Genomic DNA, 21,587 nt, shown 5'->3' with positions numbered 1-21,587 from the left:
CGAGGACAAATGATGGCTGACGAACACGAAATAACTTCCGCCGAAGACCAGGCGCTGGCCGATGAATGGGCGGCTGCACTGGAAGAAACCGGCGATGTGGGCCAACACGACATTGACGCCTTGCTGGCGGCCGATGCGGCCAAGGCCCCGTCGTCCAACCGCGTGCCGATGGAAGAATTCGGCAGCGTGCCGCGCAACAACGAGCCGGTCACGCTGGACGGCCCCAACCTGGACGTGATTCTGGATATTCCGGTGTCCATCTCTATGGAAGTGGGCAGCACCGACATCAACATCCGTAACCTGCTGCAACTCAACCAGGGCTCGGTAATTGAACTGGACCGTCTGGCCGGTGAGCCGCTGGACGTGCTGGTCAACGGCACGCTGATTGCGCACGGCGAAGTGGTGGTGGTGAACGAAAAGTTCGGCATTCGCCTGACGGACGTCATCAGCCCAAGCGAACGCATCAAGAAGCTGCGCTGAATGAAGCGGTTACTCGGCGGTTTACTGGCGTTCCCGTTCAGCGTGCTGGCGGCCGAACCGGTGGTCACGGCCACCACGGCGGCTGCGCCGGTGGTCGGCAGTGGCATCGGCGGTCAATTGAGCCAACTGGTGCTGGGCCTGCTGCTGGTGCTGGGGCTGATTTTCGGCCTGGCCTGGCTGTTGCGCCGGGTTCAGCACGCCGGGCCACGCCAGGGGCAGGTGATTGAACTGATCAGCTCGCGTGCGCTGGGCGCGCGTGATCGTTTGGTGCTGGTGCAAGTGGGCAATGAGCAAATCCTGCTGGGCCTGACGCCCGGCCGGATCACGCCGCTGCATGTGCTCAAGGAGCCGGTGACCTTGCCGACTACCCCCCAGCCTGCCACGCCGGAGTTTGCCAAGCGCCTGCTCGAACTGATGGGCAACCAGAAGGACAAGCCGTAATGCGTTTAGTCGTTGCGCTGTTGTTGGCGCTGGCCGCGCCGTTGGCGTTCGGTGCCGATCCGTTGTCGATTCCGGCCATCACCCTGGGCACGGGCGCCGACGGCCAGCAAGAGTACTCGGTCAGCCTGCAAATCCTGCTGATCATGACGGCGCTGAGTTTTATCCCGGCGTTCGTCATGCTGATGACCAGTTTCACGCGGATCATCATTGTGTTTTCGATCCTGCGTCAGGCGCTGGGGCTGCAACAAACCCCGTCCAACCAGATCCTCACAGGCATGGCGTTGTTTCTGACGATGTTCATCATGGCGCCGGTGTTCGACAAAATTAACCAAAACGCCTTGCAGCCGTACCTTGCCGAAAAGCTCTCGGCGCAGGACGCGATCCTCAAGGCCGAAGGCCCGATCAAGGATTTCATGCTGGCGCAAACCCGCAGCAGCGACCTTGAGCTGTTCGTGCGCCTGTCCAAGCGGACCGACATCGCCACCCCGGATGCTGCGCCGCTGACCATTCTGGTGCCGGCGTTTGTCACCTCGGAACTGAAAACCGCGTTTCAAATCGGCTTCATGATCTTCATTCCGTTTCTGATCATCGACCTGGTAGTGGCCAGTGTGCTGATGGCCATGGGCATGATGATGCTGTCGCCGCTGATTATTTCGTTGCCGTTCAAAATCATGCTGTTCGTGCTGGTCGATGGCTGGGCGCTGATTATCGGCACGCTGGCCAGCAGTTTTGGCGGGGTGTGACGCCATGCCCGGGAGTAATGCGCAATGACCCCAGAAGTCGCGGTTGACCTGTTTCGCAGTGCGTTGTGGCTGACCACCATGATGGTGGCCGTGCTGGTGGTGCCCAGCCTGCTGGTGGGCCTGATGGTCGCCATGTTCCAGGCGGCCACCCAAATCAACGAACAGACCCTGAGCTTCCTCCCGCGTTTGCTGGTGATGCTCGTGACCCTGATCGTGGCCGGGCCGTGGCTGGTGCAGACGTTCATGGAATACATCCTGTCGTTGTACGGCAGCATTCCGCAGTTGATCGGCTAAATGTCGCTGCTGGCCCTGACGGACGCGCAGATCAGTACCTGGGTCGCCAGCTTTATGCTGCCGCTGTTCCGGGTCGGCGCGCTGTTGACCACCATGCCGATCATCGGCACGACCCTGGTGCCCAAGCGCATCAAGCTTTTTTTGTCGATTGCCATTACCCTGGCCATTGTGCCCAGCCTGCCGCCGCTGCCCACCGTCAACCCGCTGGACCTGAGCGGGTTGATGCTGATTGCCGAGCAAATCATCATCGGCGCGTTGCTCGGGTTTTCACTGCAGCTGTTTTTCCAGGCGTTCGTGGTGGCCGGGCAAATCGTCGCGATCCAGATGGGCATGGGCTTCGCCTCCATGGTCGACCCGGCCAACGGGGTTAACGTGGCGGTGATCGGGCAGTTTTTCACCATGCTGGTGACCTTGCTGTTCCTGTCCATGAACGGGCACCTGGTGGTGTTCGAAGTGCTCACCGAAAGCTTTACCACTTTGCCGGTCGGTGGCGGTTTATTGACCCTTCATTTTTGGGAAGTGGTGGGCAAACTGGGCTGGGTGTTGGGCGCGGCCCTGATGCTGGTGCTGCCGGCCATTACCGCGCTGCTGGTGGTCAACATTGCCTTCGGCGTCATGACCCGGGCGGCGCCGCAACTGAACATCTTCGCCATCGGCTTTCCGCTGACCCTGGTGCTGGGCATGGTGATCCTGTGGATCAGCCTGGCGGACATTCTCAATCAGTACCAACCGCTGGCCACTGAGGCCCTGCAGTTCTTACGTGATCTGGCACAGGCGAAATAGCCATGGCCGAAAGCGAGAGTGGCGCCGATAAAACAGAAGACCCCACGGAGAAACGAAAAAAAGACTCCAGGGAAAAGGGCGAGATCGCACGCTCTAAAGAACTGAATACGCTGGCCATCATGCTCGCCGGGTCCATCGGCCTGATCATCTTTGGCGGTGCGCTGGCGCAGGACATGATGGAAATCATGCGCTACAACTTCAGCATCAGCCGTGAAGCGCTGCTCAACCCCGATTCCATGGGCGCCTACTTGCTGCACTCGGGCAAAATCGCGCTGATCGCGCTCCAACCCGTGCTCATCACCTTGCTGATTGCCGCCGTGATCGGGCCGATTGCACTGGGTGGCTGGCTGTTCGCGGCGGGCAGCCTGGCGCCCAAGTTCAGCCGCATGAACCCGGCGGCGGGGCTCAAGCGCATGTTCTCGGCCAAGGCGCTGGTCGAACTGCTCAAGGCGCTGGCCAAATTCTTCATCATCCTGATCGTGGCGTTGATGGTGCTCCAGGCCGACATCGACGACTTACAGCGCATCGCCCACGAACCGCTGGAATCGGCGGTGATTCACAGCCTGCAAGTGGTGGCCTGGAGTGCGTTGTGGATGGCCTGCGGGCTGATCCTGATTGCCGCCGTGGACGTGCCCGTGCAGCTGTGGGAAAGCCACAAAAAACTGCTGATGACCAAGCAGGAAGTGCGCGACGAACACAAGGATCAGGAAGGGCGCCCGGAAGTCAAACAGCGCATCCGCCAGACCCAGCGCGACATGAGCCAGCGGCGCATGATGAGCGCCATCCCGGATGCGGATGTCATCATCACCAACCCGACCCACTTCGCCGTCGCCCTCAAATACGACCCCGAGAAAGGCGCGGCGCCGATGCTGCTGGCCAAAGGCAGCGACTTTCTGGCGCTGAAAATCCGGGAAATCGGCGCCAAGCACGACATCCTGCTGCTCGAATCCCCGGCGTTGGCGCGTTCGATCTACTACTCCACCGAACTGGACCAGGAAATCCCTGCCGGCTTGTACCTGGCCGTGGCCCAAGTGCTGGCGTACGTCTACCAGATCCGCCAGCATCAGGCGGGCAAGGGCAAGCGGCCAGACCCGCTCAGCGACCTGCCCATCCCGCCGGATTTACGGCGCGATGAATAGAGGTTTTTCGCAACAGCTAAATTCTTATTGGTCAGTGAAGAGTTTGAATGTATTGGTGAGTAATCAAGTTGGGTTAATAGGTGTTCGGTATCGATTGAAATGCCTGTTCATGATGGGTTTGTTCCTTGATTTTTAATGGTGCGGTCCAGATGAAATAAGTGTCGGTTTTATGATGTGGGTGCGCCACGTATGTTGTCTCTCAGGCTGTCAATAAATGCTGGATTAATATTCGATATTTCACCTCTACTTGCTGTTTCGCTCAGGCTGCGAAAGGCTTGTACTTGCTCTGATGTGGTCGCATCTCTGAGTTTGTGAAGTGTTGTTGCTTGTAAGTTAAGGAAGTTAATTTTATTTGTGCCTTCTGGTTGTGGTATTTGTCTTATGAAATTTACGTCGGCAGGCTCTAGGTTCTTTGGTAGGGCTGCATAGGCGAGTGTTTTTAATGTCGGATCTTTTCTAATGATTTTATGGGGTTCGCCGATGCTTGAGATGTTATAGATCCCGTTGGATTCGGTGAGGGTGACCAGTTCTATTGGCTCGGCGTTATGCGGATGTGCAACCAGATACTTTACAGTTGTGTTCTCGGCGTAACGTCTTGTTTTGAGGGTGGTGCGTGTGCGTCGCGCTATTGTTCTTGCTAGTATCGGAATTTTAATATGACCACTCGAGTCGTCGTTATTTATTGGGTTGTTGATGCAATAGGCGTACGAGTTGACGCCGCCCTTGCCAAATGGACTCCAACTGTCCGGGCTATTAAAACGCATCAATACCGGGTTAAACGCCCGATACCCGTTGCCCAATAAATAATGGCCGGTCACTGGGTCTGCGCACTCGCCGTTAAACCCCAAGAGATGCTGATTGGCGCCTGCGGTTGGATGGTGACCATAAGGCGAATAAGCCATTGTCCGTTGTTCTGTAGCACCCACCGTATACAGCACGGAGTGCTGCGGGTCGGTGGCGAGCAGGGTGCTGGCGGATGACGTTGCATCACGGCGCTGTAGCGCAAGCAACTGGTCGCTGTGCTGCACGATGGTGTGCTGCACGTCGCCCTGGATGTCCGTGGCGAGCCGGTTTTGCCGATAAAAGCGTTGGCGTGGTGCCTGGGGGGGAGGGAGCAAGCCCGTCAGCCGATCAAGCGGGTCGTAGTCATAGCGGCACAGCAGTGCTTTTTTCATGGACGGTCTCGAGCGCGTGGAGGAGTGCTTGATGATGAGCGCGAACGGGCGTCACGGGTACTGGCAGTTCTATCAGGTAGCCACCCTGTCAATGTTGCCAGTAGAGGGTTTGCCCAAACCTGCTTAACTGTGGAAAGAGCGCGCCGTGGCGTTTGTAACTGGCAATGGAGATGCGCGATGCCCATCGAGTTAACCCTGATCCCTGATGCGTCGGTCAAAACCTATGCCCTGAGTGATGCCCATGGTCTGGCCATGGCTGAGCTGGAGGGGTTGTTTCCGGCGTTCCCTGCGCTGGAGGGTACGTTTGCGATTTTTTGGCTGGATCAGGCGCTCGATCAACATGTGGTGGGGTTCAGTACCGAGGGCGCCAACCTGCTGGCGGTGATTTCGCTGCCGACGGTGCCGCAGGGCTGTGGCCACGAAGCGTATTACGCCGCCGTGCTGGAACGGTGCGAGAAAGAGCGCGAGACGATTTTGCGATTTTTACGCAAGTCATTGAGCTCGGAAGGGATCAACGGAATCTGTGCGCGCAGTTTTATCCTGTGCAACCTGGTGCGCCAGTTGAAGCTCGACAGTGTGCCGGTGTGGAAGGATCGGCCGCACACGCGGGACGGGCGCTGCGGGGATATTTTGATTGGCGGGCGCGGGTCGGAGCGCTATCAGCCCAACCGCAAGATTGATGTGGTGTTCGGGGCCAGCAGCAGTGCGTGCCTGGTCATCGATTTGGGGGAATGGCGCTGGAACTGAACCCGGCGTGTGGGTGATGGGCGCGCGTATCACGTGTGCAAGAGGGGGCGTCGGCCCGCAGCCTTATCAGCCTCTTCAGACAGGGTTGCTGCTTGCCGGGTGTCTGTGCCGGCGCTTATAGTCCGCGCTCGCCCACATGGCGACCGGGTTTGGCGACTCGGAATGAAAAGATAAAGCAGCGCTTTTGCGTCGTTTCGTTTCGTCGCGAGTTCATTTTTTCGCGGCAAGCTTTATGGCGGCTGTGCGTGGGAGATCTTCGGGTCTGCCGGTCTTTGTTTGTCTTTTCACCGGTTCGCCAACCCGCGCACAGCTGCCACCCTAATTTCGTTTGGCGACGAAAAAGGGTGGCTTATTTGAAAAGACAAATGGACCTCGCCCATGCCGAACGCTCCCTACATCCCGCTGACTGCCATCGATTGCACCATCCCCGCCTTGCTGATTGACCGTAACGCCCCGCTGGACGTCTTGCACGCCAACGCCGCAGCCCGTGTGCTGGCGGTCACGCAACTGATGGAAACCTTTGCGAGCCGTGATCTGGAACACGCCGATCAGGTCGACCTCAAGCACCTGGCCACCACCGCCATGCTGTTGCTGCGCGATGGCTGCGATCTGCTCGATGTGCTGGGCTGGCGCCTCAGGCCCGCCTGACAGGGTGCCTCTGACCCCATCCCTCTCCTGACGGGAGAGGGTGTTTGCCCCTGAAACCAAGGTTTTTTCACTGGCAGGTGGCCATTTGCCAAAGTTGGAAGGCTTCTTGCAAAGGCAGGCTCCACGGCGCACATGGCGTCAAAAGTTTGCTAAAGGTTTTCCGCAATGTCATTGGATCGCTCTCAGTTAATCAACACCGCACGCAACGGTCTGACCGGTCTGGGTCAGGGGCAGTTGGGCGTGCCGTTGTTGTTGCTGGTGATGCTGGCCATGATGATGTTGCCCATCCCGGCGTTCCTGCTGGACGTGTTCTTTACCTTCAACATTGCGCTGTCGATTGTGGTGCTGCTGGTGTGTGTGTACGCCTTGCGCCCACTGGATTTCGCCGTGTTCCCGACCATCCTGCTGGTGGCGACACTGATGCGCCTGGCGCTCAACGTGGCGTCGACGCGGGTGGTGATGCTCCACGGCCAAGAAGGTCACGGCGCGGCCGGTAAGGTGATCCAGGCGTTCGGCGAGGTGGTGATCGGCGGCAACTACGTGGTCGGTATCGTGGTGTTCGCGATTTTGATGATCATCAACTTCGTGGTGGTGACCAAGGGCGCCGGGCGTATTTCCGAGGTGAGCGCGCGTTTCACCCTCGACGCCATGCCCGGTAAGCAAATGGCCATCGACGCCGACCTCAATGCCGGGTTGATCGATCAGAACCAGGCCAAATCCCGCCGTCAGGAAGTCGCTCAGGAAGCCGAGTTCTACGGCTCGATGGACGGTGCCAGCAAGTTCGTGCGTGGTGACGCCATCGCCGGTCTGTTGATCCTGTTTATCAACCTGATCGGTGGCATGGCGGTGGGCATGTTCCAGCACGGCATGACCTTCGCTGATGCCGGTAAAGTCTATGCGCTGCTGACCATCGGTGACGGTTTGGTGGCGCAGCTGCCTTCGCTGTTGCTGTCCACGGCCGCCGCGATCATGGTGACCCGTGCGTCGGGCTCCGAAGAGATGGGCAAGCAGATCAGCCGCCAGATGTTCGCCTCGCCCAAAGCGCTGGCGGTGTCCGCCGGGTTGATGGCCGTGATGGGCGCCGTGCCCGGCATGCCGCACTTCGCGTTCCTGAGCCTGGCCGCCGTCTCCGGTGGCGTGGCGTATTTGATGTGGAAAAAACAAAACGCCGTCAAGGTTCAGGCCCTGCAGGAAGTTCAGCGCCAGCAGGAACTGCTGCCGTCGCCTGCCCGTGCGCAAGACACCAAAGAGCTGGGCTGGGATGACGTAACCCCCATCGACATGATCGGCCTGGAAGTGGGCTACCGCTTGATCCCGCTGGTGGACCGCAACCAGGGTGGCCAATTGCTGGCGCGGATCAAGGGCGTGCGCAAGAAGCTGTCCCAGGATCTGGGCTTTCTGATGCCGACTGTGCATATCCGCGACAACCTCGACCTGGCGCCCAGCGCCTACCGCTTGACCCTGATGGGGGTGATTCTGGCCGAGGCCGAGATCTACCCCGACCGCGAACTGGCGATCAACCCCGGTCAGGTGTTCGGCACGTTGAACGGCATTACCGCCAAGGACCCGGCCTTTGGCCTCGAAGCGGTGTGGATCGAAGTCAGCCAGCGCAGTCAGGCGCAATCGCTGGGCTACACCGTGGTGGACGCCAGCACCGTGGTGGCCACGCATTTGAACCAGATCCTCTACAAACACTCTCATGAGCTGATTGGTCATGAAGAAGTGCAGCAGTTGATGCAGTTGCTGGCCAAAGCCTCGCCTAAACTGGCTGAAGAGCTGGTGCCAGGTGTGCTGAGCTTGTCGCAGCTGCTCAAAGTGTTGCAGGCGCTGTTGGCCGAACAGGTGCCGGTGCGCGACATTCGCAGTATTGCCGAAGCCGTCGCGAACAATGCGCACAAGAGTCAAGATACCGCCGCTTTGGTGGCCGCCGTGCGGGTTGGTTTGTCCCGCGCCATCGTCCAAAGCATTGTAGGCGTTGAGTCTGAGCTGCCAGTTATCACGCTGGAGCCAAGGTTGGAACAAATATTGCTCAATAGTCTGCAGAAGGCAGGGCAAGGTCAGGAAGAGGGCGTTCTGCTGGAGCCGAGCATGGCTGAAAAACTGCAGCGTTCGTTGATCGACGCCGCACAACGCCAAGAGATGCAAGGCAATCCGGTGATCCTGCTGGTGGCCGGTCCGGTCCGCGCGATGTTGTCGCGGTTTGGCCGTTTGGCCGTGCCGAACCTGCATGTGCTGGCGTACCAGGAAATCCCTGACAACAAGCAAGTCACCATCGTTGCGACAGTAGGCCCGAACGGCTGAGGTTTGGTTTATGCAAGTGAAGCGTTTTTTCGCCGCCGATATGCGTCAGGCCATGAAACTGGTTCGTGATGAGCTGGGGGCTGATGCCGCCATTATTGGTAACCGCCGCATTGCTGGCGGTGTTGAGTTGACCGCTGCGCTGGACTACAAGTTGTCCGCGCTGGCGCCCCGTGTGCCGAATGTCGAACTCGAAGAAGAGCTGCGCAAGACCCAGTCGCGCATTGTGTCGGCCCAGGCCGAGTTGAGCATGCGCGCTGAGGGCGAGTCGGATGTCAGTCGGCAATTGTTTGCCGGTTTGCCCCTGACCGCCGCCGAGCCACTGATCGAGCCGACGTTCGACGAGCCGCCACGTCCCGCAGCCCCGGCCGCGCCGAGCATGGACCAACGCGCCTTCGACACCATGCGCTTTGAACTCAATGGCTTGCGCGAGTTGCTCGAAGTGCAGTTGGGGTCGTTGGCCTGGAATCAGTTGCAAGGCAGCAAACCGGCACAAGCCAATCTGTGGCGCCGTTTGCAGCGCATCGGCTTGTCCGGCCCGCTGGCCCGCGACTTGCTGGAGCAAGTGACCGAGATTGAAGAGCCGCGTCAGGCCTGGCGCATGCTGTTGGCCCATTTGGCCCGCATGATCGCCACCCCTGAAGTCGAACCGCTTGAAGACGGCGGCGTGATTGCCATGGTCGGCCCGGCAGGCATGGGCAAGACCACCACACTGGCCAAGCTGGCGGCGCGTTATGTGCTCAAGTACGGCGCGCAAAACATTGCGCTGGTGAGCATGGACAGTTACCGGATTGGCGCGCAGGAGCAACTCAAAACCCTGGGCCGCATCCTCAATGTGCCCGTCACGCATGTGGCGCCCGGCCAGTCGCTGGGGCAAACCCTGGAGCCGCTGGTGCGCAAGCGCGTGGTGCTGGTGGACACGGCGGGCCTGCAAGCCAGTGACCCGGCGTTGCGCCTGCAGCTCGAAAGCCTGGCGGGGCGCGGCATCAAGTCCAAAAACTATTTGGTATTGGCCACCACCAGCCAGAAACAAGTGCTGGCGGCGGCGTACCACAGTTATAAACGTTGCGGGCTGGCCGGTTGCATCCTGACCAAACTGGATGAGACGGCGAGCCTTGGTGAAGTGTTGAGTCTGGCCATCAGCCACGAGCTGCCAGTGGCCTATCTCACGGACGGTCCGCGTATCCCGGACGATCTCCATCTGCCGCGTCGTCACCAGTTGGTGAGCCGTGCGGTGAGTGTGCAAATGCAGGAAGAACCCAGCGAAGAGGCCATGGCCGACATGTTCGCTGATATCTACCACAGCCCTTCCAAACGGGTCGGCTGAGGCAGTGATGATTACGTTGGAATGTACCTACATTGATGGTCTGCACATCCTGTTCCCGTTGAGGAACCCGCAGCCAGCCTCTGTAGCCGCGTCTAAGTAAGACAAGGTAAAGAAAGATCATGGGCAGCATGCATCCCGTACAGGTGATCGCAGTGACCGGCGGCAAGGGTGGCGTCGGTAAAACTAACGTTTCAGTCAACTTGTCGCTGGCTCTTGCCGAGCTGGGCAGACGAGTGATGTTACTGGACGCTGACCTGGGGTTGGCGAACGTCGACGTACTGCTGGGGCTGACCCCCAAATACACCCTGGCCGATGTGGTCGAGGGCCGTTGCGAGCTGCGCGATGTGCTGCTGCCTGGCCCCGGCGGGATTCGCATCGTGCCCGCGGCGTCGGGCACCCAAAGCATGGTTCACCTGAGCCCGGCCCAGCATGCGGGGCTGATTCAGGCCTTCAGCGAGATCGGTGACAACCTGGACGTGCTGGTGATCGACACCGCCGCCGGGATTGGCGAATCGGTGGTCAGCTTTGTGCGCGCCGCGCAGGAAGTGCTGCTGGTGGTGTGCGACGAACCGACCTCGATCACCGATGCGTATGCGTTGATCAAGTTGCTGAACCGCGATTACGGCATGAACCGCTTCCGGGTGTTGGCCAACATGGCCCAGAGCCCGCAGGAAGGGCGCAACCTGTTCGCCAAGCTGACCAAAGTCACCGACCGCTTTCTGGACGTCGCCCTGCAATACGTAGGCGCCGTGCCGTACGACGAATGTGTGCGCAAGGCAGTGCAAAAGCAGCGCGCTGTGTACGAAGCGTTCCCGCGCTCCAAATGCTCGCTGGCGTTCAAGGCCATTGCACAGAAAGTTGACACCTGGCCATTGCCTGCCAATCCCCGTGGGCACCTGGAGTTCTTTGTTGAGCGTCTGGTGCAGCAAACCAATGTAGGTACGTCTCCATGACAGCAAGCGGCTATCGCATGTACAGCAAGTCATCGCGCGACAGCCAGTACGAGCTGATCGAACGCTACGCCCCTTTGGTCAAACGCATTGCGTACCACCTGCTGGCGCGTCTGCCGGCCAGTGTGCAGGTTGAAGACTTGATTCAGGCCGGGATGATCGGCCTGCTCGAAGTGTCGACCAAATACGACGCCAGCAAAGGTGCAAGTTTCGAAACCTACGCGGGTATTCGTATCCGTGGCGCGATGCTTGATGAAGTGCGAAAGGGCGACTGGGCTCCACGCTCGGTCCACCGCAATACGCGCATGGTCAGCGACGCAATTCGGGCAATTGAAGCAAAAACCGGCTGTGACGCTAAAGATCACGAAGTTGCGGCCGAACTCAATTTAAGCCTTGATGATTATTACGCCATTTTGAATGACACCCTGGGCAGCCGCCTGTTCAGCTTCGACGACCTGTTGCAGGACGGCGAGCATGAAGGGCTGCACGAGGACGGCGCCAGTGCTCACCTTGAGCCGTCGCGTGACCTGGAAGACGAACGTTTCCAGGGCGCGTTGGCCGAGGCCATCGCCAACTTGCCGGAACGCGAGCGGCTGGTGCTGGCGCTGTACTACGACGAAGAACTCAACCTCAAGGAAATCGGTGAGGTGCTGGGCGTGAGCGAGTCGCGTGTCAGCCAGTTGCACAGCCAGTGTGCCGCGCGTTTGCGCGGGCGCCTGGCGGAATGGCGAGCGCGCTGAGACGCCGCCGTCCACACGATTTACCCCCTGTAGCCGCTGCCGCAGGCTGCGATAAGGCCGCAAGACCTTCTGTCACAGACGGTCGCTGCATCCGCGTCGCAGTCGGCGGTGGCGGCTACAGGGTTAAGGTTTACTGAATTGATTGAATGGCGCGCCCAGGTGCTGGACGCGTTTTAAGACTGCTTGGAGGTCGAATTGGACAAGAATATGAAAATCCTCATCGTTGATGATTTTTCGACGATGCGGCGGATCATTAAAAACCTGCTGCGTGACCTGGGGTTCACCAACACCGTTGAGGCCGATGATGGCACCACGGCGATACCGATCCTCAATCAAGGTCATATCGACTTTCTGGTGACTGACTGGAACATGCCGGGCATGACCGGCATCGATCTGCTGCGCCACGTGCGCGCGGATGAAAAACTCAAGCACATGCCCGTGCTGATGGTGACGGCCGAAGCCAAGCGCGAGCAAATCATCGAAGCGGCGCAAGCCGGTGTTAACGGCTATGTCGTCAAGCCGTTCACTGCGCTGGCACTCAAAGAGAAGATCGAAAAAATCTTCGAACGCATCGGTTGATCGACTCGCCACGGGGGCGTTATGGAGCATAAAGAGGCTAGCCAGGGCGATTTTGAATCGACCTTGAAAAAACATGCTCGCGAGTTGGTCGACAGCCTTGAAAAAGGCCAGTTTGGCGACGCCGTGCAGCTGATTCACGAATTGAACCAGACCCGCGACCGGGGCCTGTACCGCGAAGTCGGCAAGCTGACGCGCGAGCTGCACAGTGCAATCGTCAACTTCCACATTGACCCGCACATGCCGCAAGCCGAAGAAGTGTCGCAGATCACGGATGCCACGGAACGGTTGTCGTATGTTGTGCGCTTAACGGAAGCGGCGGCCAACCGCACCATGGACCTGGTGGAGAACAGCACGCCCGTGGTCAATGGCCTGGGCGCTGAAGCCAAAACCTTGAGCGCAGAGTGGGGACGCTTCATGCGTCGCGAGCTCAGTGCCGAGGAGTTTCGGGATCTGGCGCGTCGGGTTGACGGTTTTCTGACGCGTAGCGAAGAAGAAAGCCACGTGGTCGCCGCCAACCTGAATGACATTTTGCTGGCTCAGGATTACCAGGACCTCACCGGTCAGGTGATCAAGCGGGTCACGCAGCTGGTGACTGAAGTTGAAAGCAATCTGCTCAAACTGGTGTTGATGGCCAGTCAGGTTGACCGTTTCGCAGGGATCGAGCATGACCGCGAAGCACTGCGGGCAGAAAATAATCCGCAAAAAAACCTGGCGCAGGGTGAAGGTCCGCAGATTCATGCCGATAAGCGTGATGACGTCGTGTCCGGTCAGGACGATGTAGACGATTTGCTTTCAAGTCTTGGATTCTAAGGAGCACGTACATGAGCTTCGGCGCCGATGAAGAAATCCTTCAGGATTTCCTGGTTGAAGCCGGCGAAATTCTAGAGCAGTTGTCCGAACAACTGGTCGAGCTGGAAAGCCGACCGGATGATGCCGACCTGCTCAATGCAATTTTTCGCGGTTTTCACACTGTAAAAGGGGGCGCCGGCTTCCTCCAGCTCAACGAGCTGGTGGAGTGCTGTCACATCGCCGAGAACGTGTTCGACATCTTGCGCAAGGGTGAGCGACACGTCGATTCGGAGCTGATGGACGTGATCCTGGAAGCGCTGGACGCGGTCAACGGCATGTTCAGTGAAGTGCGCGAGCGCGCACCGATCACCGCCGCGACGCCGGAGTTGCTGGCTGCGCTGGCGCGCCTGGCCGAGCCCGCAGCGGCACCCGCCGCCCCGGAGCCCGTGGCCGTGGCGCCTGCGTCAGAACCGGTGGCCGCAGACAGCGGTGACATCACCGATAACGAATTCGAGCTGTTGCTGGACTCGCTCAATGCAGTCAAAGCGCAAGCGGCGGCGGGCGGGGCGGCGACGCCTGTGGCCACGCCTGAGCAGGCGGCATCCGCCCCGGGCAGCGACGAAATTTCTGACGCCGAGTTTGAGTCCCTGCTGGACCAATTGCACGGCAAAGGCCAGTTTGCGCCGGACGCCGTGGCTGCGACGCCCGCCGCTCAACCGGTGGAACCGGCCGCGCCCGCCAGCAACGAAATCACCGACGACGAATTCGAAGCCTTGCTCGATCAGTTGCACGGTAAAGGGTCGTTCAGTGCCGATGCACTGGATGCCTCTGCTCCTGCGGCCCCTGCGGCTGTCGCGCCGGCTGATGCGGCACCGGCCAACCCGGACCACATCTCCGACCACGAATTTGAATCGTTGCTCGACGAGTTGCACGGTAAGGGCAAGTTCACGGAAGTCCCTGCCCAGCCGGCTGCGGCCAAGCCCGCGCCAGCGCCTGCAGCGGCGGCGGCCGTGGCAAGCAAGCCTGAACCGGCAGCGCGCCCGGTCGCTCCGGCCCGCGCTGTAGCGGCCCACCCGGACAAACCGGCGGCTTCGGAAGCAGAAACCACGGTGCGGGTCGACACGGCGCGCCTGGACGACATCATGAACATGGTCGGCGAGCTGGTGCTGGTGCGTAACCGTCTGGTGCGCCTGGGCCTCAACAGCAATGACGAAGCCATGTCCAAGGCGGTGTCCAACCTCGACGTGGTGACCGCCGACCTGCAAACCGCGGTGATGAAGACCCGGATGCAGCCGATCAAGAAAGTGTTCGGCCGTTTCCCGCGGCTGGTTCGCGATTTGGCGCGTCAGCTCAAGAAAGAAATCACCCTTGAGCTGGTGGGCGAAGAAACCGATCTGGACAAGAACCTGGTCGAGGCCCTGGCCGACCCGCTGGTCCACTTGGTGCGCAACGCGGTCGACCACGGTTGTGAAACCCCGGAAGAACGCGAAGCGGCAGGCAAGTCCCGTTGCGGCAAGGTGATCCTCTCGGCCGAACAGGAAGGCGACCACATCCTGCTGTCCATCTCCGATGACGGCAAAGGCATGGACGCCAATATTCTGCGCGGCATTGCCGTGAAGAAAGGCCTGATGGACAAGGACGCCGCCGATCGCCTGAGCGAGTCCGACTGTTACAACCTGATTTTTGCGCCGGGCTTCTCGACCAAAACCGAGATTTCCGACGTGTCGGGCCGTGGCGTGGGCATGGACGTGGTGAAAACCAAAATCGCCCAGCTCAACGGCTCGCTGAACATCTATTCGACCCTGGGCCAGGGCTCGAAGATTGTGATCAAGGTGCCGCTGACCCTGGCGATCATGCCGACCCTGATGGTGATGCTGGGCAATCAGGCGTTCGCCTTCCCGCTGGTCAACGTGAACGAGATTTTCCACCTCGACCTGTCGCGCACCAATGTGGTGGACGGCCAGGAAGTGGTGATCGTACGCGACAAGGCGCTGCCGTTGTTCTACCTCAAGCGCTGGCTGGTGGCTTCGGCTGCCCACGAAGAGCAGCGTGAAGGGCATGTGGTGATTCTGTCGGTGGGCACGCAGCGCATCGGTTTCGTGGTCGATCAGTTGGTCGGTCAGGAAGAAGTGGTCATCAAACCGTTGGGCAAAATGCTCCAGGGCACGCCGGGCATGTCGGGCGCCACCATTACCGGTGATGGCCGTATTGCCTTGATTCTGGATGTGCCGAGCATGCTCAAACGCTACGCCGCACGGCGTATTTGATTCTGGTGGAGCGGGGCGGTTGCGTCCCGCGCCGCCTAACGGAGTGTTTATGGTAGTCAAGGTCCTGGTGGTGGATGATTCTGGTTTTTTCCGCCGCCGTGTCTCGGAGATTCTGTCCGCTGACCCGACGATTCAAGTGATCGGCACCGCCACCAATGGCAAAGAGGCGATTGATCAGGCGCTGGCGCTCAAGCCGGACGTGATCACCATGGACTACGAGATGCCGATGATGGACGGCATTACCGCCGTGCGTCACATCATGCAAAAGTGTCCGACCCCGGTGTTGATGTTCTCTTCCCTGACCCACGAAGGTGCCCGCGTCACGCTGGATGCACTGGACGCCGGGGCCGTGGATTTCCTGCCGAAAAACTTCGAAGATATTTCGCGCAACCCCGATAAGGTCAAGCAACTGCTGTGCGAGAAGGTGCACACCATCTCGCGCAGTAACCGCCGTTTTTCCAGTTACAGCGCACCCCAGCCGCACACCCCGACGCCCGCGCCGCGCCCGTCGGTCAGCGGTTTTGCGCCAGCGGGCACGCCTGCCACCCCGGCACCGACCCGCACCACGCCGATTGCCAGCCGCAGTGCGCCCGCCCCGGCGGCCACCGCGAACTCGCCAGCGCCCAAGCGCAAAGCCTACAAACTGGTGGCAATTGGCACCTCCACGGGTGGGCCGGTGGCCTTGCAGCGGGTATTGACCCAGTTGCCAGCCAATTTCCCGGCGCCCATCGTGCTGGTGCAGCACATGCCTGCGGCGTTCACCAAGGCGTTTGCCGAGCGGTTGGACAAGCTGTGCCGCATCAGTGTGAAAGAAGCCGAAGACGGCGACATCCTGCGTCCGGGCCTGGCGCTGCTGGCGCCGGGGGGCAAGCAAATGATGATCGACGGGCGTGGCGCGGTACGTATCCTGCCGGGCGATGAGCGTCTGAACTACAAACCGTGTGTGGACATCACCTTCGGTTCAGCGGCCAAGTCCTACGGCGACAAAGTGCTGGCGGTGGTGTTGACCGGCATGGGCGCCGATGGCCGCGAAGGCGCGCGCCTGCTCAAGCAGGGCGGCAGCAACGTTTGGGCGCAGGACGAGGCCAGTTGTGTGATCTACGGCATGCCCATGGCCATCGTCAAAGCCAACCTGGCGGACGCGGTGTACAGCCTGGATGACATCGGCAAGCACTTGGTCGAGGCGTGTCACTGATGGATGTACTGAGCCTGATCGGCATCATCATGGCCTTCGTGGCCATCATCGGCGGTAATTACCTCGAAGGCGGTCACCTGGGCGCGCTGGCCAATGGCCCGGCGGCCCTGATCGTGCTGGGTGGCACCATCGGCGCCGCGTTGTTGCAGTCGCCATTGAGCGCGTTCAAGCGCGCCATGCACACCGTGGTGTGGATCTTCTTTCCGCCGCGCATTGACCTGGCGGGCGGCGTTGACCGCGTCGTCAACTGGAGCCTCACCGCGCGCAAGGAAGGCCTGCTGGGCCTGGAAGGCGTGGCAGATGCCGAACCCGACGATTATTCGCGCAAAGGCTTGCAGTTGCTGGTGGACGGCGCCGAGCCCGAAGCGATCCGCAGCATTCTGGAAGTCGATTTCATGACCCAGGAAAGCCGCGATATCGAAGCCGCGAAAGTGTTCGAAAGCATGGGCGGCTATGCGCCGACCATCGGCATCATCGGTGCGGTGATGGGCTTGATCCACGTGATGGGCAACCTGGCCGACCCGAGCCAGTTGGGCAGCGGCATCGCGGTGGCCTTTGTCGCCACCATCTATGGCGTGGCCAGTGCCAACCTGATTCTGTTGCCCATTGCCAGCAAGCTGAAGTCGATTGCCATGCGCCAGTCGCGTTACCGCGAAATGTTGCTCGAAGGCATCCTGTCGATCGCCGAAGGTGAGAACCCGCGTTCCATTGAGTTGAAGCTTCAGGGCTTCATGGACTAATGGAGAGTTTGCGCTATGTCCCGTCGCCGTCGGCAGCCTGAAGAACACGTCAATCACGAGCGCTGGCTGGTGTCCTACGCGGACTTCATCACCTTGTTGTTCGCGTTTTTTGTGGTCATGTACTCGATCTCATCGATCAACGAAGGCAAGTACAAAATCATCTCCCAAGCGCTGGTGGGGGTGTTTAACGACGCCGAACGCACGCTCAAGCCCATCCCCATTGGTGAAGAGCGGCCGTTGACCATCCAGCCGGCCAAGCCCCTGGTCAAAGACAGCGACCAGACGGACGCCGGGCTGGGGCAGATCACCCGCGATCCGCTGAAAACCATCGCCGACGACATCACCCAGGCGTTTGGCGACCTGATTGCGTCCAACCAGTTGACCGTGCGCGGCAATGAGCTGTGGGTCGAGATCGAACTCAACTCCAGCCTGCTGTTTGGCAGCGGCGATGCGATGCCCAGCGACGTGGCGTTCAGCATCATCGACAAGGTGGCGGCGATCCTCAAACCGTTCGATAACCCGATTCACGTCGAAGGCTTCACCGACGACTTGCCGATCCGTACGGCGCAGTACCCCACCAACTGGGAACTGTCGTCGGCCCGTTCGTCGAGCATCGTGCGCATGCTGGCCATGCAAGGGGTCAGCCCGGCCCGCATGGCGTCGGTGGGCTATGGCGAGTTTCAGCCGGTGGCCAATAACGCCACCCCCGAAGGCCGTGCGCTGAACCGGCGGGTGGTGCTGGTGGTCTCGCGCAACCTGGATGTGCGCCGTAGCCTGACCGGCACCGGGACCGCGCATGCAACGCCCGATGCGGCCTTGAAGCGGGCTGGCACACAAACTGCACCGCCGGTATCAACGCCGCCGGTTCGCGGGAATGCCGTCAATTCTCCGTCGCCGGCCCTTTAACTGAATGCCAATTCTCGGCCAGGGCGTTTCGCCGCCGGGAGGAACACGCTAATGAGAGTCTGGGCAGTAGCCAATCAAAAAGGTGGCGTCGGTAAGACCACCACATCCATTGCACTGGCCGGTTTGCTGGCCGAGGCGGGCAAGCGCGTGGTGGTGGTCGATCTGGACCCCCACGGCTCGATGACCAGCTACTTCGGTTATGACCCCGATGCCCTTGAGCACAGCAACTACGACCTGTTCCTGCACAAGGGGCAGGTGCCTGAAGGCTTGCCGGGGCAACTGTTGCTGCCCACCAGCAATGACCATATTTCCCTGCTGCCGTCGAGCACGGCGCTGGCCACGCTGGAGCGTCAGTCGCCGGGCCAGAGCGGCCTCGGTCTGGTGATCGCCCGCGCGCTGGCGCAGCTGTGGCAAGACTACGATTACGCGATCATCGACAGCCCGCCGTTGTTGGGCGTGTTGATGGTCAATGCGCTGGCGGCCAGCCAGCAGTTGGTGATCCCGGTGCAGACCGAGCATTTGGCGGTCAAGGGCCTGGAGCGCATGGTCAACACGCTGGCGATGATTAACCGCTCGCGCAAGCAAGAGCTGCCGTTCAGCATCGTCCCGACCTTGTTCGACCGCCGCACCCAGGCGTCCATGAGCACGTTGCGGGTGTTGCGCGATTTGTACCCCGACACCATCTGGCAAGGCTACATCCCTGTGGACACGCGCTTGCGCGATGCCAGCCGGGCGGGCCTTGCGCCGTCGCAATTCGATCCCAAGAGCCGGGGCGTGGTGGCCTATCGCGCCTTGCTCAAGCACGTGCTCAGCCGCCAGCTGTCGCCGCAGGTGGCCTGAGGTGCGCATGCATTCAAGTAACAAAGTAATACGGCCGATAACCTTCAAAGGCCACGCGAGCGAGTACGGGATGTGGGTCACGTTATGAAGCAACCTGTAATGATTCCTACGCGTCCGCAATTGGCGTTGCAGTCGTACCTCGACGGTTTGTTGCAAGAGGCCACGCAAGAGCTGTTGTGGGTCGAGCCCGAGCCAGAGCCGATCGCGCCGTTGCCCGTGGCCGAACCGGTTGAACTCGATGACTTTGCCGCCGCCGTGCTCGAAGAGCAGGTGCGCGATGCGGTGGTGGTGCCTGCGGTGGTGGTGCCGTTGCGTGCGCCGGACGTCGTGCCCGCCGAGGCGGTGAGTGTGGCCGACACGCCCGACGCCGTAGCCCAGCCGTTGGTGCAGGTGCACCTGCCCGCTACGCCGGGCGGTCAGGCGCCGGTGTACAGCGACGGGCGCCCGGCCTGGGCCGCCGAGCCCTTCGAGTGCCTGTTGTTCGATGTGGCCGGGCTGACCCTGGCCGTGCCGCTGGTGTGCCTGGGTTCGATTTATTCGCTGGCCGGGCGTGAGTTGACGCCATTGTTTGGCCAGCCGGACTGGTTTCTCGGCATTCTGCCGAGCCAGAGTGGCAACCTCAAAGTGCTCGATACGGCGCGCTGGGTGATGCCCGACCGCTACCGCGACGATTTCCGCGAAGGCTTGCAGTACGTGATATCGGTTCAGGGCTACGAATGGGGGCTGGCGGTGCATCAGGTCAGCCGTTCGTTGCGCCTGGACCCCAATGAAATCAAATGGCGCACGCAGCGTGGCCAGCGGCCATGGCTGGCGGGCACCGTGATCGAACACATGTGCGCGCTGCTGGATGTGGCCGAACTGGCCGAGCTGATCGCCAGTGGTGCGGTCAAGCACATGAGCAAGGCGGCGTCCGTGCCACAGACGTAACACAACATAACGACCGGGCCCATGGCGCGGTCAGACAGCACACTCGCCGCTTAAGCGGTATTTAGTCAGGGGTTTGGGGTATGAATCAGTCAAGTGCAAAGGCGTCGTCCGAAGATCCGATCCTGCAATGGGTTACCTTCAAGCTGGACAACGAGTCCTACGGCATCAACGTGATGCAGGTGCAGGAAGTGTTGCGCTACACCGAAATCGCACCTGTACCGGGTGCGCCTTCCTACGTGTTGGGCATCATCAACCTGCGCGGCAACGTGGTGACGGTCATCGACACCCGCCAGCGTTTCGGCCTGATGAACGCCGACATCACGGACAACACGCGCATTGTCATCATTGAAGCCGACAAGCAAGTGGTCGGGATTCTGGTCGACAGCGTGGCGGAAGTGGTTTACCTGCGCCAGTCTGAAATCGAAACGGCGCCGAACGTCGGCAACGAAGAGTCCGCCAAGTTTATCCAGGGCGTGTGCAACAAAAACAACGAACTGTTGATTTTGGTTGAGCTGGACAAAATGATGAGCGAAGAAGAATGGTCGGACCTGGAGAACATCTGATTGATGCTTGAGGTGGCGGTAATAGTCCTGGGCCTGTTGTGGGGGCTGACGGTGTGGATGTTCGTGTCCTACGTTCGCAGCCAGCGCCTGATCGCGGCGCAACAGGCTGCGGGGGATGCGCTGCGCGATCAGCGCATCAAGGAGCTGGGGCGGCGGCTGGACACCTACCAGAACGGCAGCGTGCAAATGGGTGAAGACTTGCATGAATTGCGCGCAGTGGTGGCACCGTTGCCCGAGAAGCTGACTCAGTTGGAACAGCGCGACCCGACCAGCCTGTCGTTTTCCCAGGCAGCGCGCCTGGTGGGCATGGGCGCCAGCATCGACGAACTGACCGAGTCCTGCGGCCTGACCCAGGCCGAAGCCGAGTTGATGAGCAAGATGCACAAAGGCTAATAAGCACCCGTGTGGCTTGACCCTGGCCGGGGCAGGCCCTCAGGGGGTGTTGTCAGGCAGCCCCTCCAGTGCGTGCGCCTTCAGCGTGTCCAGGTGTGCACCGGGTTGTTCAAGAATGGCGTGGAACCACGCCGTAAAGGCGTGCGGCTGGCGGGTCAGTTGCGCGGCCAGCACTGAGGTATCGATCCATTTCCAGTCCTGCGCTTCAGCGGGGTCGGGGTGCGGTGGACTGTCAAAGCGACCCACATACAGGTGGTCGAATTCATGCTCGATCAAGTCGTTGGAGACCTGTGCCCGGTAGGTCAACGTACCGGCTGCGTACAACGAACAGGTAAACCCCATCTCTTCCTGCAAGCGACGTCGCGCTGCACTCAGGGTTGACTCGCCGGGCCGCGGATGACCGCAGCAGGTGTTGGTCCATAAACCGCCGGAGTGGTATTTGCCGCTGGCCCGTTGTTGCAGCATCAGTTCGCCCCGGGCGTTGAACACAAAGATAGAAAAAGCACGGTGCAACAGCCCCTCTCGATGCACAGGCATTTTCAGGCCGGTGCCGATCGCGCGGTCCTGTGCATCCACCAGAATCAAGGTTTCCTCAGGGGATGACGGCATGTTCATGGCTGGCG

General features: G+C 60.4%; 24 protein-coding genes. 22 read left to right on the top strand and 2 right to left on the bottom strand.

What is annotated here, in order from left to right; translation table 11 throughout:
- Nucleotides 1–12 precede the first annotated feature (12 nt).
- Genes fliN through flhB form a run of 6 tightly spaced genes read left to right on the top strand, consistent with a single transcriptional unit; the run spans nucleotide 13 to nucleotide 3,880 of the window.
- Nucleotides 13–480 (top strand): flagellar motor switch protein FliN, encoded by a 468-nt coding sequence (gene fliN, locus IF654_RS14690; protein ID WP_047275937.1) that lies wholly within the window; start codon nucleotides 13–15, stop codon nucleotides 478–480.
- Nucleotides 481–921 carry a flagellar biosynthetic protein FliO gene (fliO, locus tag IF654_RS14685; protein ID WP_194862279.1) on the top strand — a complete coding sequence of 147 codons (441 nt, stop codon included), beginning with the start codon at nucleotides 481–483 and terminating at the stop codon, nucleotides 919–921. It abuts the gene before it with no gap.
- Nucleotides 921–1,664: a flagellar type III secretion system pore protein FliP gene (gene fliP / locus IF654_RS14680; protein WP_047275934.1), complete on the top strand. Its 744-nt coding sequence runs from the start codon at nucleotides 921–923 to the stop codon at nucleotides 1,662–1,664. The genes fliO and fliP overlap by 1 nt, the downstream gene beginning before the upstream one ends.
- A 24-nt stretch (nucleotides 1,665–1,688) precedes the next feature.
- Complete coding sequence (gene fliQ, locus IF654_RS14675; protein ID WP_047275932.1) at nucleotides 1,689–1,958, top strand: flagellar biosynthesis protein FliQ; 270 nt, start codon at nucleotides 1,689–1,691, stop codon at nucleotides 1,956–1,958.
- Nucleotides 1,959–2,741: a flagellar biosynthetic protein FliR gene (fliR, locus tag IF654_RS14670; RefSeq protein WP_047275930.1), complete on the top strand. Its 783-nt coding sequence runs from the start codon at nucleotides 1,959–1,961 to the stop codon at nucleotides 2,739–2,741.
- A gap of 2 nt (nucleotides 2,742–2,743) precedes the next feature.
- A complete protein-coding gene (flhB, locus tag IF654_RS14665; RefSeq protein WP_047280882.1) occupies nucleotides 2,744–3,880 on the top strand; it encodes a flagellar biosynthesis protein FlhB in 1,137 nt (378 codons plus the stop codon).
- Nucleotides 3,881–4,047: 167 nt separating this feature from the next.
- Here flhB and IF654_RS14660 read toward each other — a convergent pair whose 3' ends face one another.
- Nucleotides 4,048–5,055: an RHS repeat-associated core domain-containing protein gene (locus tag IF654_RS14660; RefSeq protein WP_194862280.1), complete on the bottom strand. Its 1,008-nt coding sequence runs from the start codon at nucleotides 5,053–5,055 to the stop codon at nucleotides 4,048–4,050.
- A gap of 177 nt (nucleotides 5,056–5,232) precedes the next feature.
- Here IF654_RS14660 and IF654_RS14655 point away from each other — a divergent pair, with 177 nt between their 5' ends.
- The 16 genes from IF654_RS14655 (at nucleotide 5,233) to IF654_RS14580 (ending at nucleotide 20,964) form a co-directional block, all read left to right on the top strand.
- On the top strand, nucleotides 5,233–5,802 hold the full coding sequence (locus IF654_RS14655) for a hypothetical protein (RefSeq protein WP_047275926.1): 570 nt from the start codon (nucleotides 5,233–5,235) through the stop codon (nucleotides 5,800–5,802).
- A 378-nt stretch (nucleotides 5,803–6,180) separates the two neighbouring features.
- Complete coding sequence (locus tag IF654_RS14650; protein ID WP_047275924.1) at nucleotides 6,181–6,450, top strand: hypothetical protein; 270 nt, start codon at nucleotides 6,181–6,183, stop codon at nucleotides 6,448–6,450.
- 171 nt (nucleotides 6,451–6,621) lie between these two features.
- Entirely contained in the window at nucleotides 6,622–8,751 is a 2,130-nt protein-coding gene (gene flhA / locus IF654_RS14645; protein ID WP_047276200.1) for a flagellar biosynthesis protein FlhA, read from the top strand.
- 10 nt (nucleotides 8,752–8,761) lie between these two features.
- Nucleotides 8,762–10,075, top strand: coding sequence for a flagellar biosynthesis protein FlhF (flhF, locus tag IF654_RS14640; RefSeq protein ID WP_047275922.1), 1,314 nt, complete (start codon nucleotides 8,762–8,764; stop codon nucleotides 10,073–10,075).
- A 119-nt stretch (nucleotides 10,076–10,194) separates the two neighbouring features.
- Nucleotides 10,195–11,028, top strand: a complete 834-nt coding sequence (gene fleN, locus IF654_RS14635; protein WP_047275920.1) for a flagellar synthesis regulator FleN — start codon at nucleotides 10,195–10,197, stop codon at nucleotides 11,026–11,028.
- Nucleotides 11,025–11,765 (top strand): RNA polymerase sigma factor FliA, encoded by a 741-nt coding sequence (fliA, locus tag IF654_RS14630; protein WP_047275918.1) that lies wholly within the window; start codon nucleotides 11,025–11,027, stop codon nucleotides 11,763–11,765. Before fleN ends, fliA begins: the two co-directional genes overlap by 4 nt.
- A gap of 207 nt (nucleotides 11,766–11,972) precedes the next feature.
- Nucleotides 11,973–12,344: a chemotaxis response regulator CheY gene (locus IF654_RS14625; protein WP_162199707.1), complete on the top strand. Its 372-nt coding sequence runs from the start codon at nucleotides 11,973–11,975 to the stop codon at nucleotides 12,342–12,344.
- A gap of 21 nt (nucleotides 12,345–12,365) precedes the next feature.
- Complete coding sequence (locus IF654_RS14620; RefSeq protein WP_047275915.1) at nucleotides 12,366–13,154, top strand: protein phosphatase CheZ; 789 nt, start codon at nucleotides 12,366–12,368, stop codon at nucleotides 13,152–13,154.
- An 11-nt stretch (nucleotides 13,155–13,165) separates the two neighbouring features.
- Complete coding sequence (locus IF654_RS14615) at nucleotides 13,166–15,400, top strand: chemotaxis protein CheA (RefSeq protein ID WP_047280880.1); 2,235 nt, start codon at nucleotides 13,166–13,168, stop codon at nucleotides 15,398–15,400.
- A gap of 49 nt (nucleotides 15,401–15,449) precedes the next feature.
- Complete coding sequence (locus IF654_RS14610; RefSeq protein WP_047275911.1) at nucleotides 15,450–16,595, top strand: protein-glutamate methylesterase/protein-glutamine glutaminase; 1,146 nt, start codon at nucleotides 15,450–15,452, stop codon at nucleotides 16,593–16,595.
- Complete coding sequence (locus IF654_RS14605; protein WP_047275909.1) at nucleotides 16,595–17,335, top strand: flagellar motor protein; 741 nt, start codon at nucleotides 16,595–16,597, stop codon at nucleotides 17,333–17,335. The genes IF654_RS14610 and IF654_RS14605 overlap by 1 nt, the downstream gene beginning before the upstream one ends.
- Nucleotides 17,336–17,350: 15 nt before the next feature.
- Nucleotides 17,351–18,241 carry a flagellar motor protein MotD gene (motD, locus tag IF654_RS14600; RefSeq protein ID WP_194862281.1) on the top strand — a complete coding sequence of 297 codons (891 nt, stop codon included), beginning with the start codon at nucleotides 17,351–17,353 and terminating at the stop codon, nucleotides 18,239–18,241.
- Between the two features lie 51 nt (nucleotides 18,242–18,292).
- Nucleotides 18,293–19,081, top strand: coding sequence for a ParA family protein (locus IF654_RS14595; protein ID WP_047275905.1), 789 nt, complete (start codon nucleotides 18,293–18,295; stop codon nucleotides 19,079–19,081).
- Between the two features lie 84 nt (nucleotides 19,082–19,165).
- Entirely contained in the window at nucleotides 19,166–20,008 is an 843-nt protein-coding gene (locus tag IF654_RS14590; RefSeq protein ID WP_047275903.1) for a CheW domain-containing protein, read from the top strand.
- An 80-nt stretch (nucleotides 20,009–20,088) separates the two neighbouring features.
- Nucleotides 20,089–20,571 carry a chemotaxis protein CheW gene (locus tag IF654_RS14585; RefSeq protein ID WP_047275901.1) on the top strand — a complete coding sequence of 161 codons (483 nt, stop codon included), beginning with the start codon at nucleotides 20,089–20,091 and terminating at the stop codon, nucleotides 20,569–20,571.
- Nucleotides 20,572–20,964 carry a DUF2802 domain-containing protein gene (locus IF654_RS14580; protein ID WP_047275900.1) on the top strand — a complete coding sequence of 131 codons (393 nt, stop codon included), beginning with the start codon at nucleotides 20,572–20,574 and terminating at the stop codon, nucleotides 20,962–20,964.
- Nucleotides 20,965–21,003: 39 nt separating this feature from the next.
- Here the strand turns inward: IF654_RS14580 and idi are convergent, their stop codons facing one another.
- Entirely contained in the window at nucleotides 21,004–21,579 is a 576-nt protein-coding gene (idi, locus tag IF654_RS14575; protein ID WP_230683713.1) for an isopentenyl-diphosphate Delta-isomerase, read from the bottom strand.
- Between the last annotated feature and the right edge of the window lie 8 nt (nucleotides 21,580–21,587).

The sequence above is a fragment of the Pseudomonas lundensis genome (assembly GCF_015377145.2).
Classification (GTDB): domain Bacteria; phylum Pseudomonadota; class Gammaproteobacteria; order Pseudomonadales; family Pseudomonadaceae; genus Aquipseudomonas; species Aquipseudomonas lundensis.
Note: the sequence above shows the minus strand (reverse complement) of the source record. Positions and strands in the feature narration are given on the sequence as shown.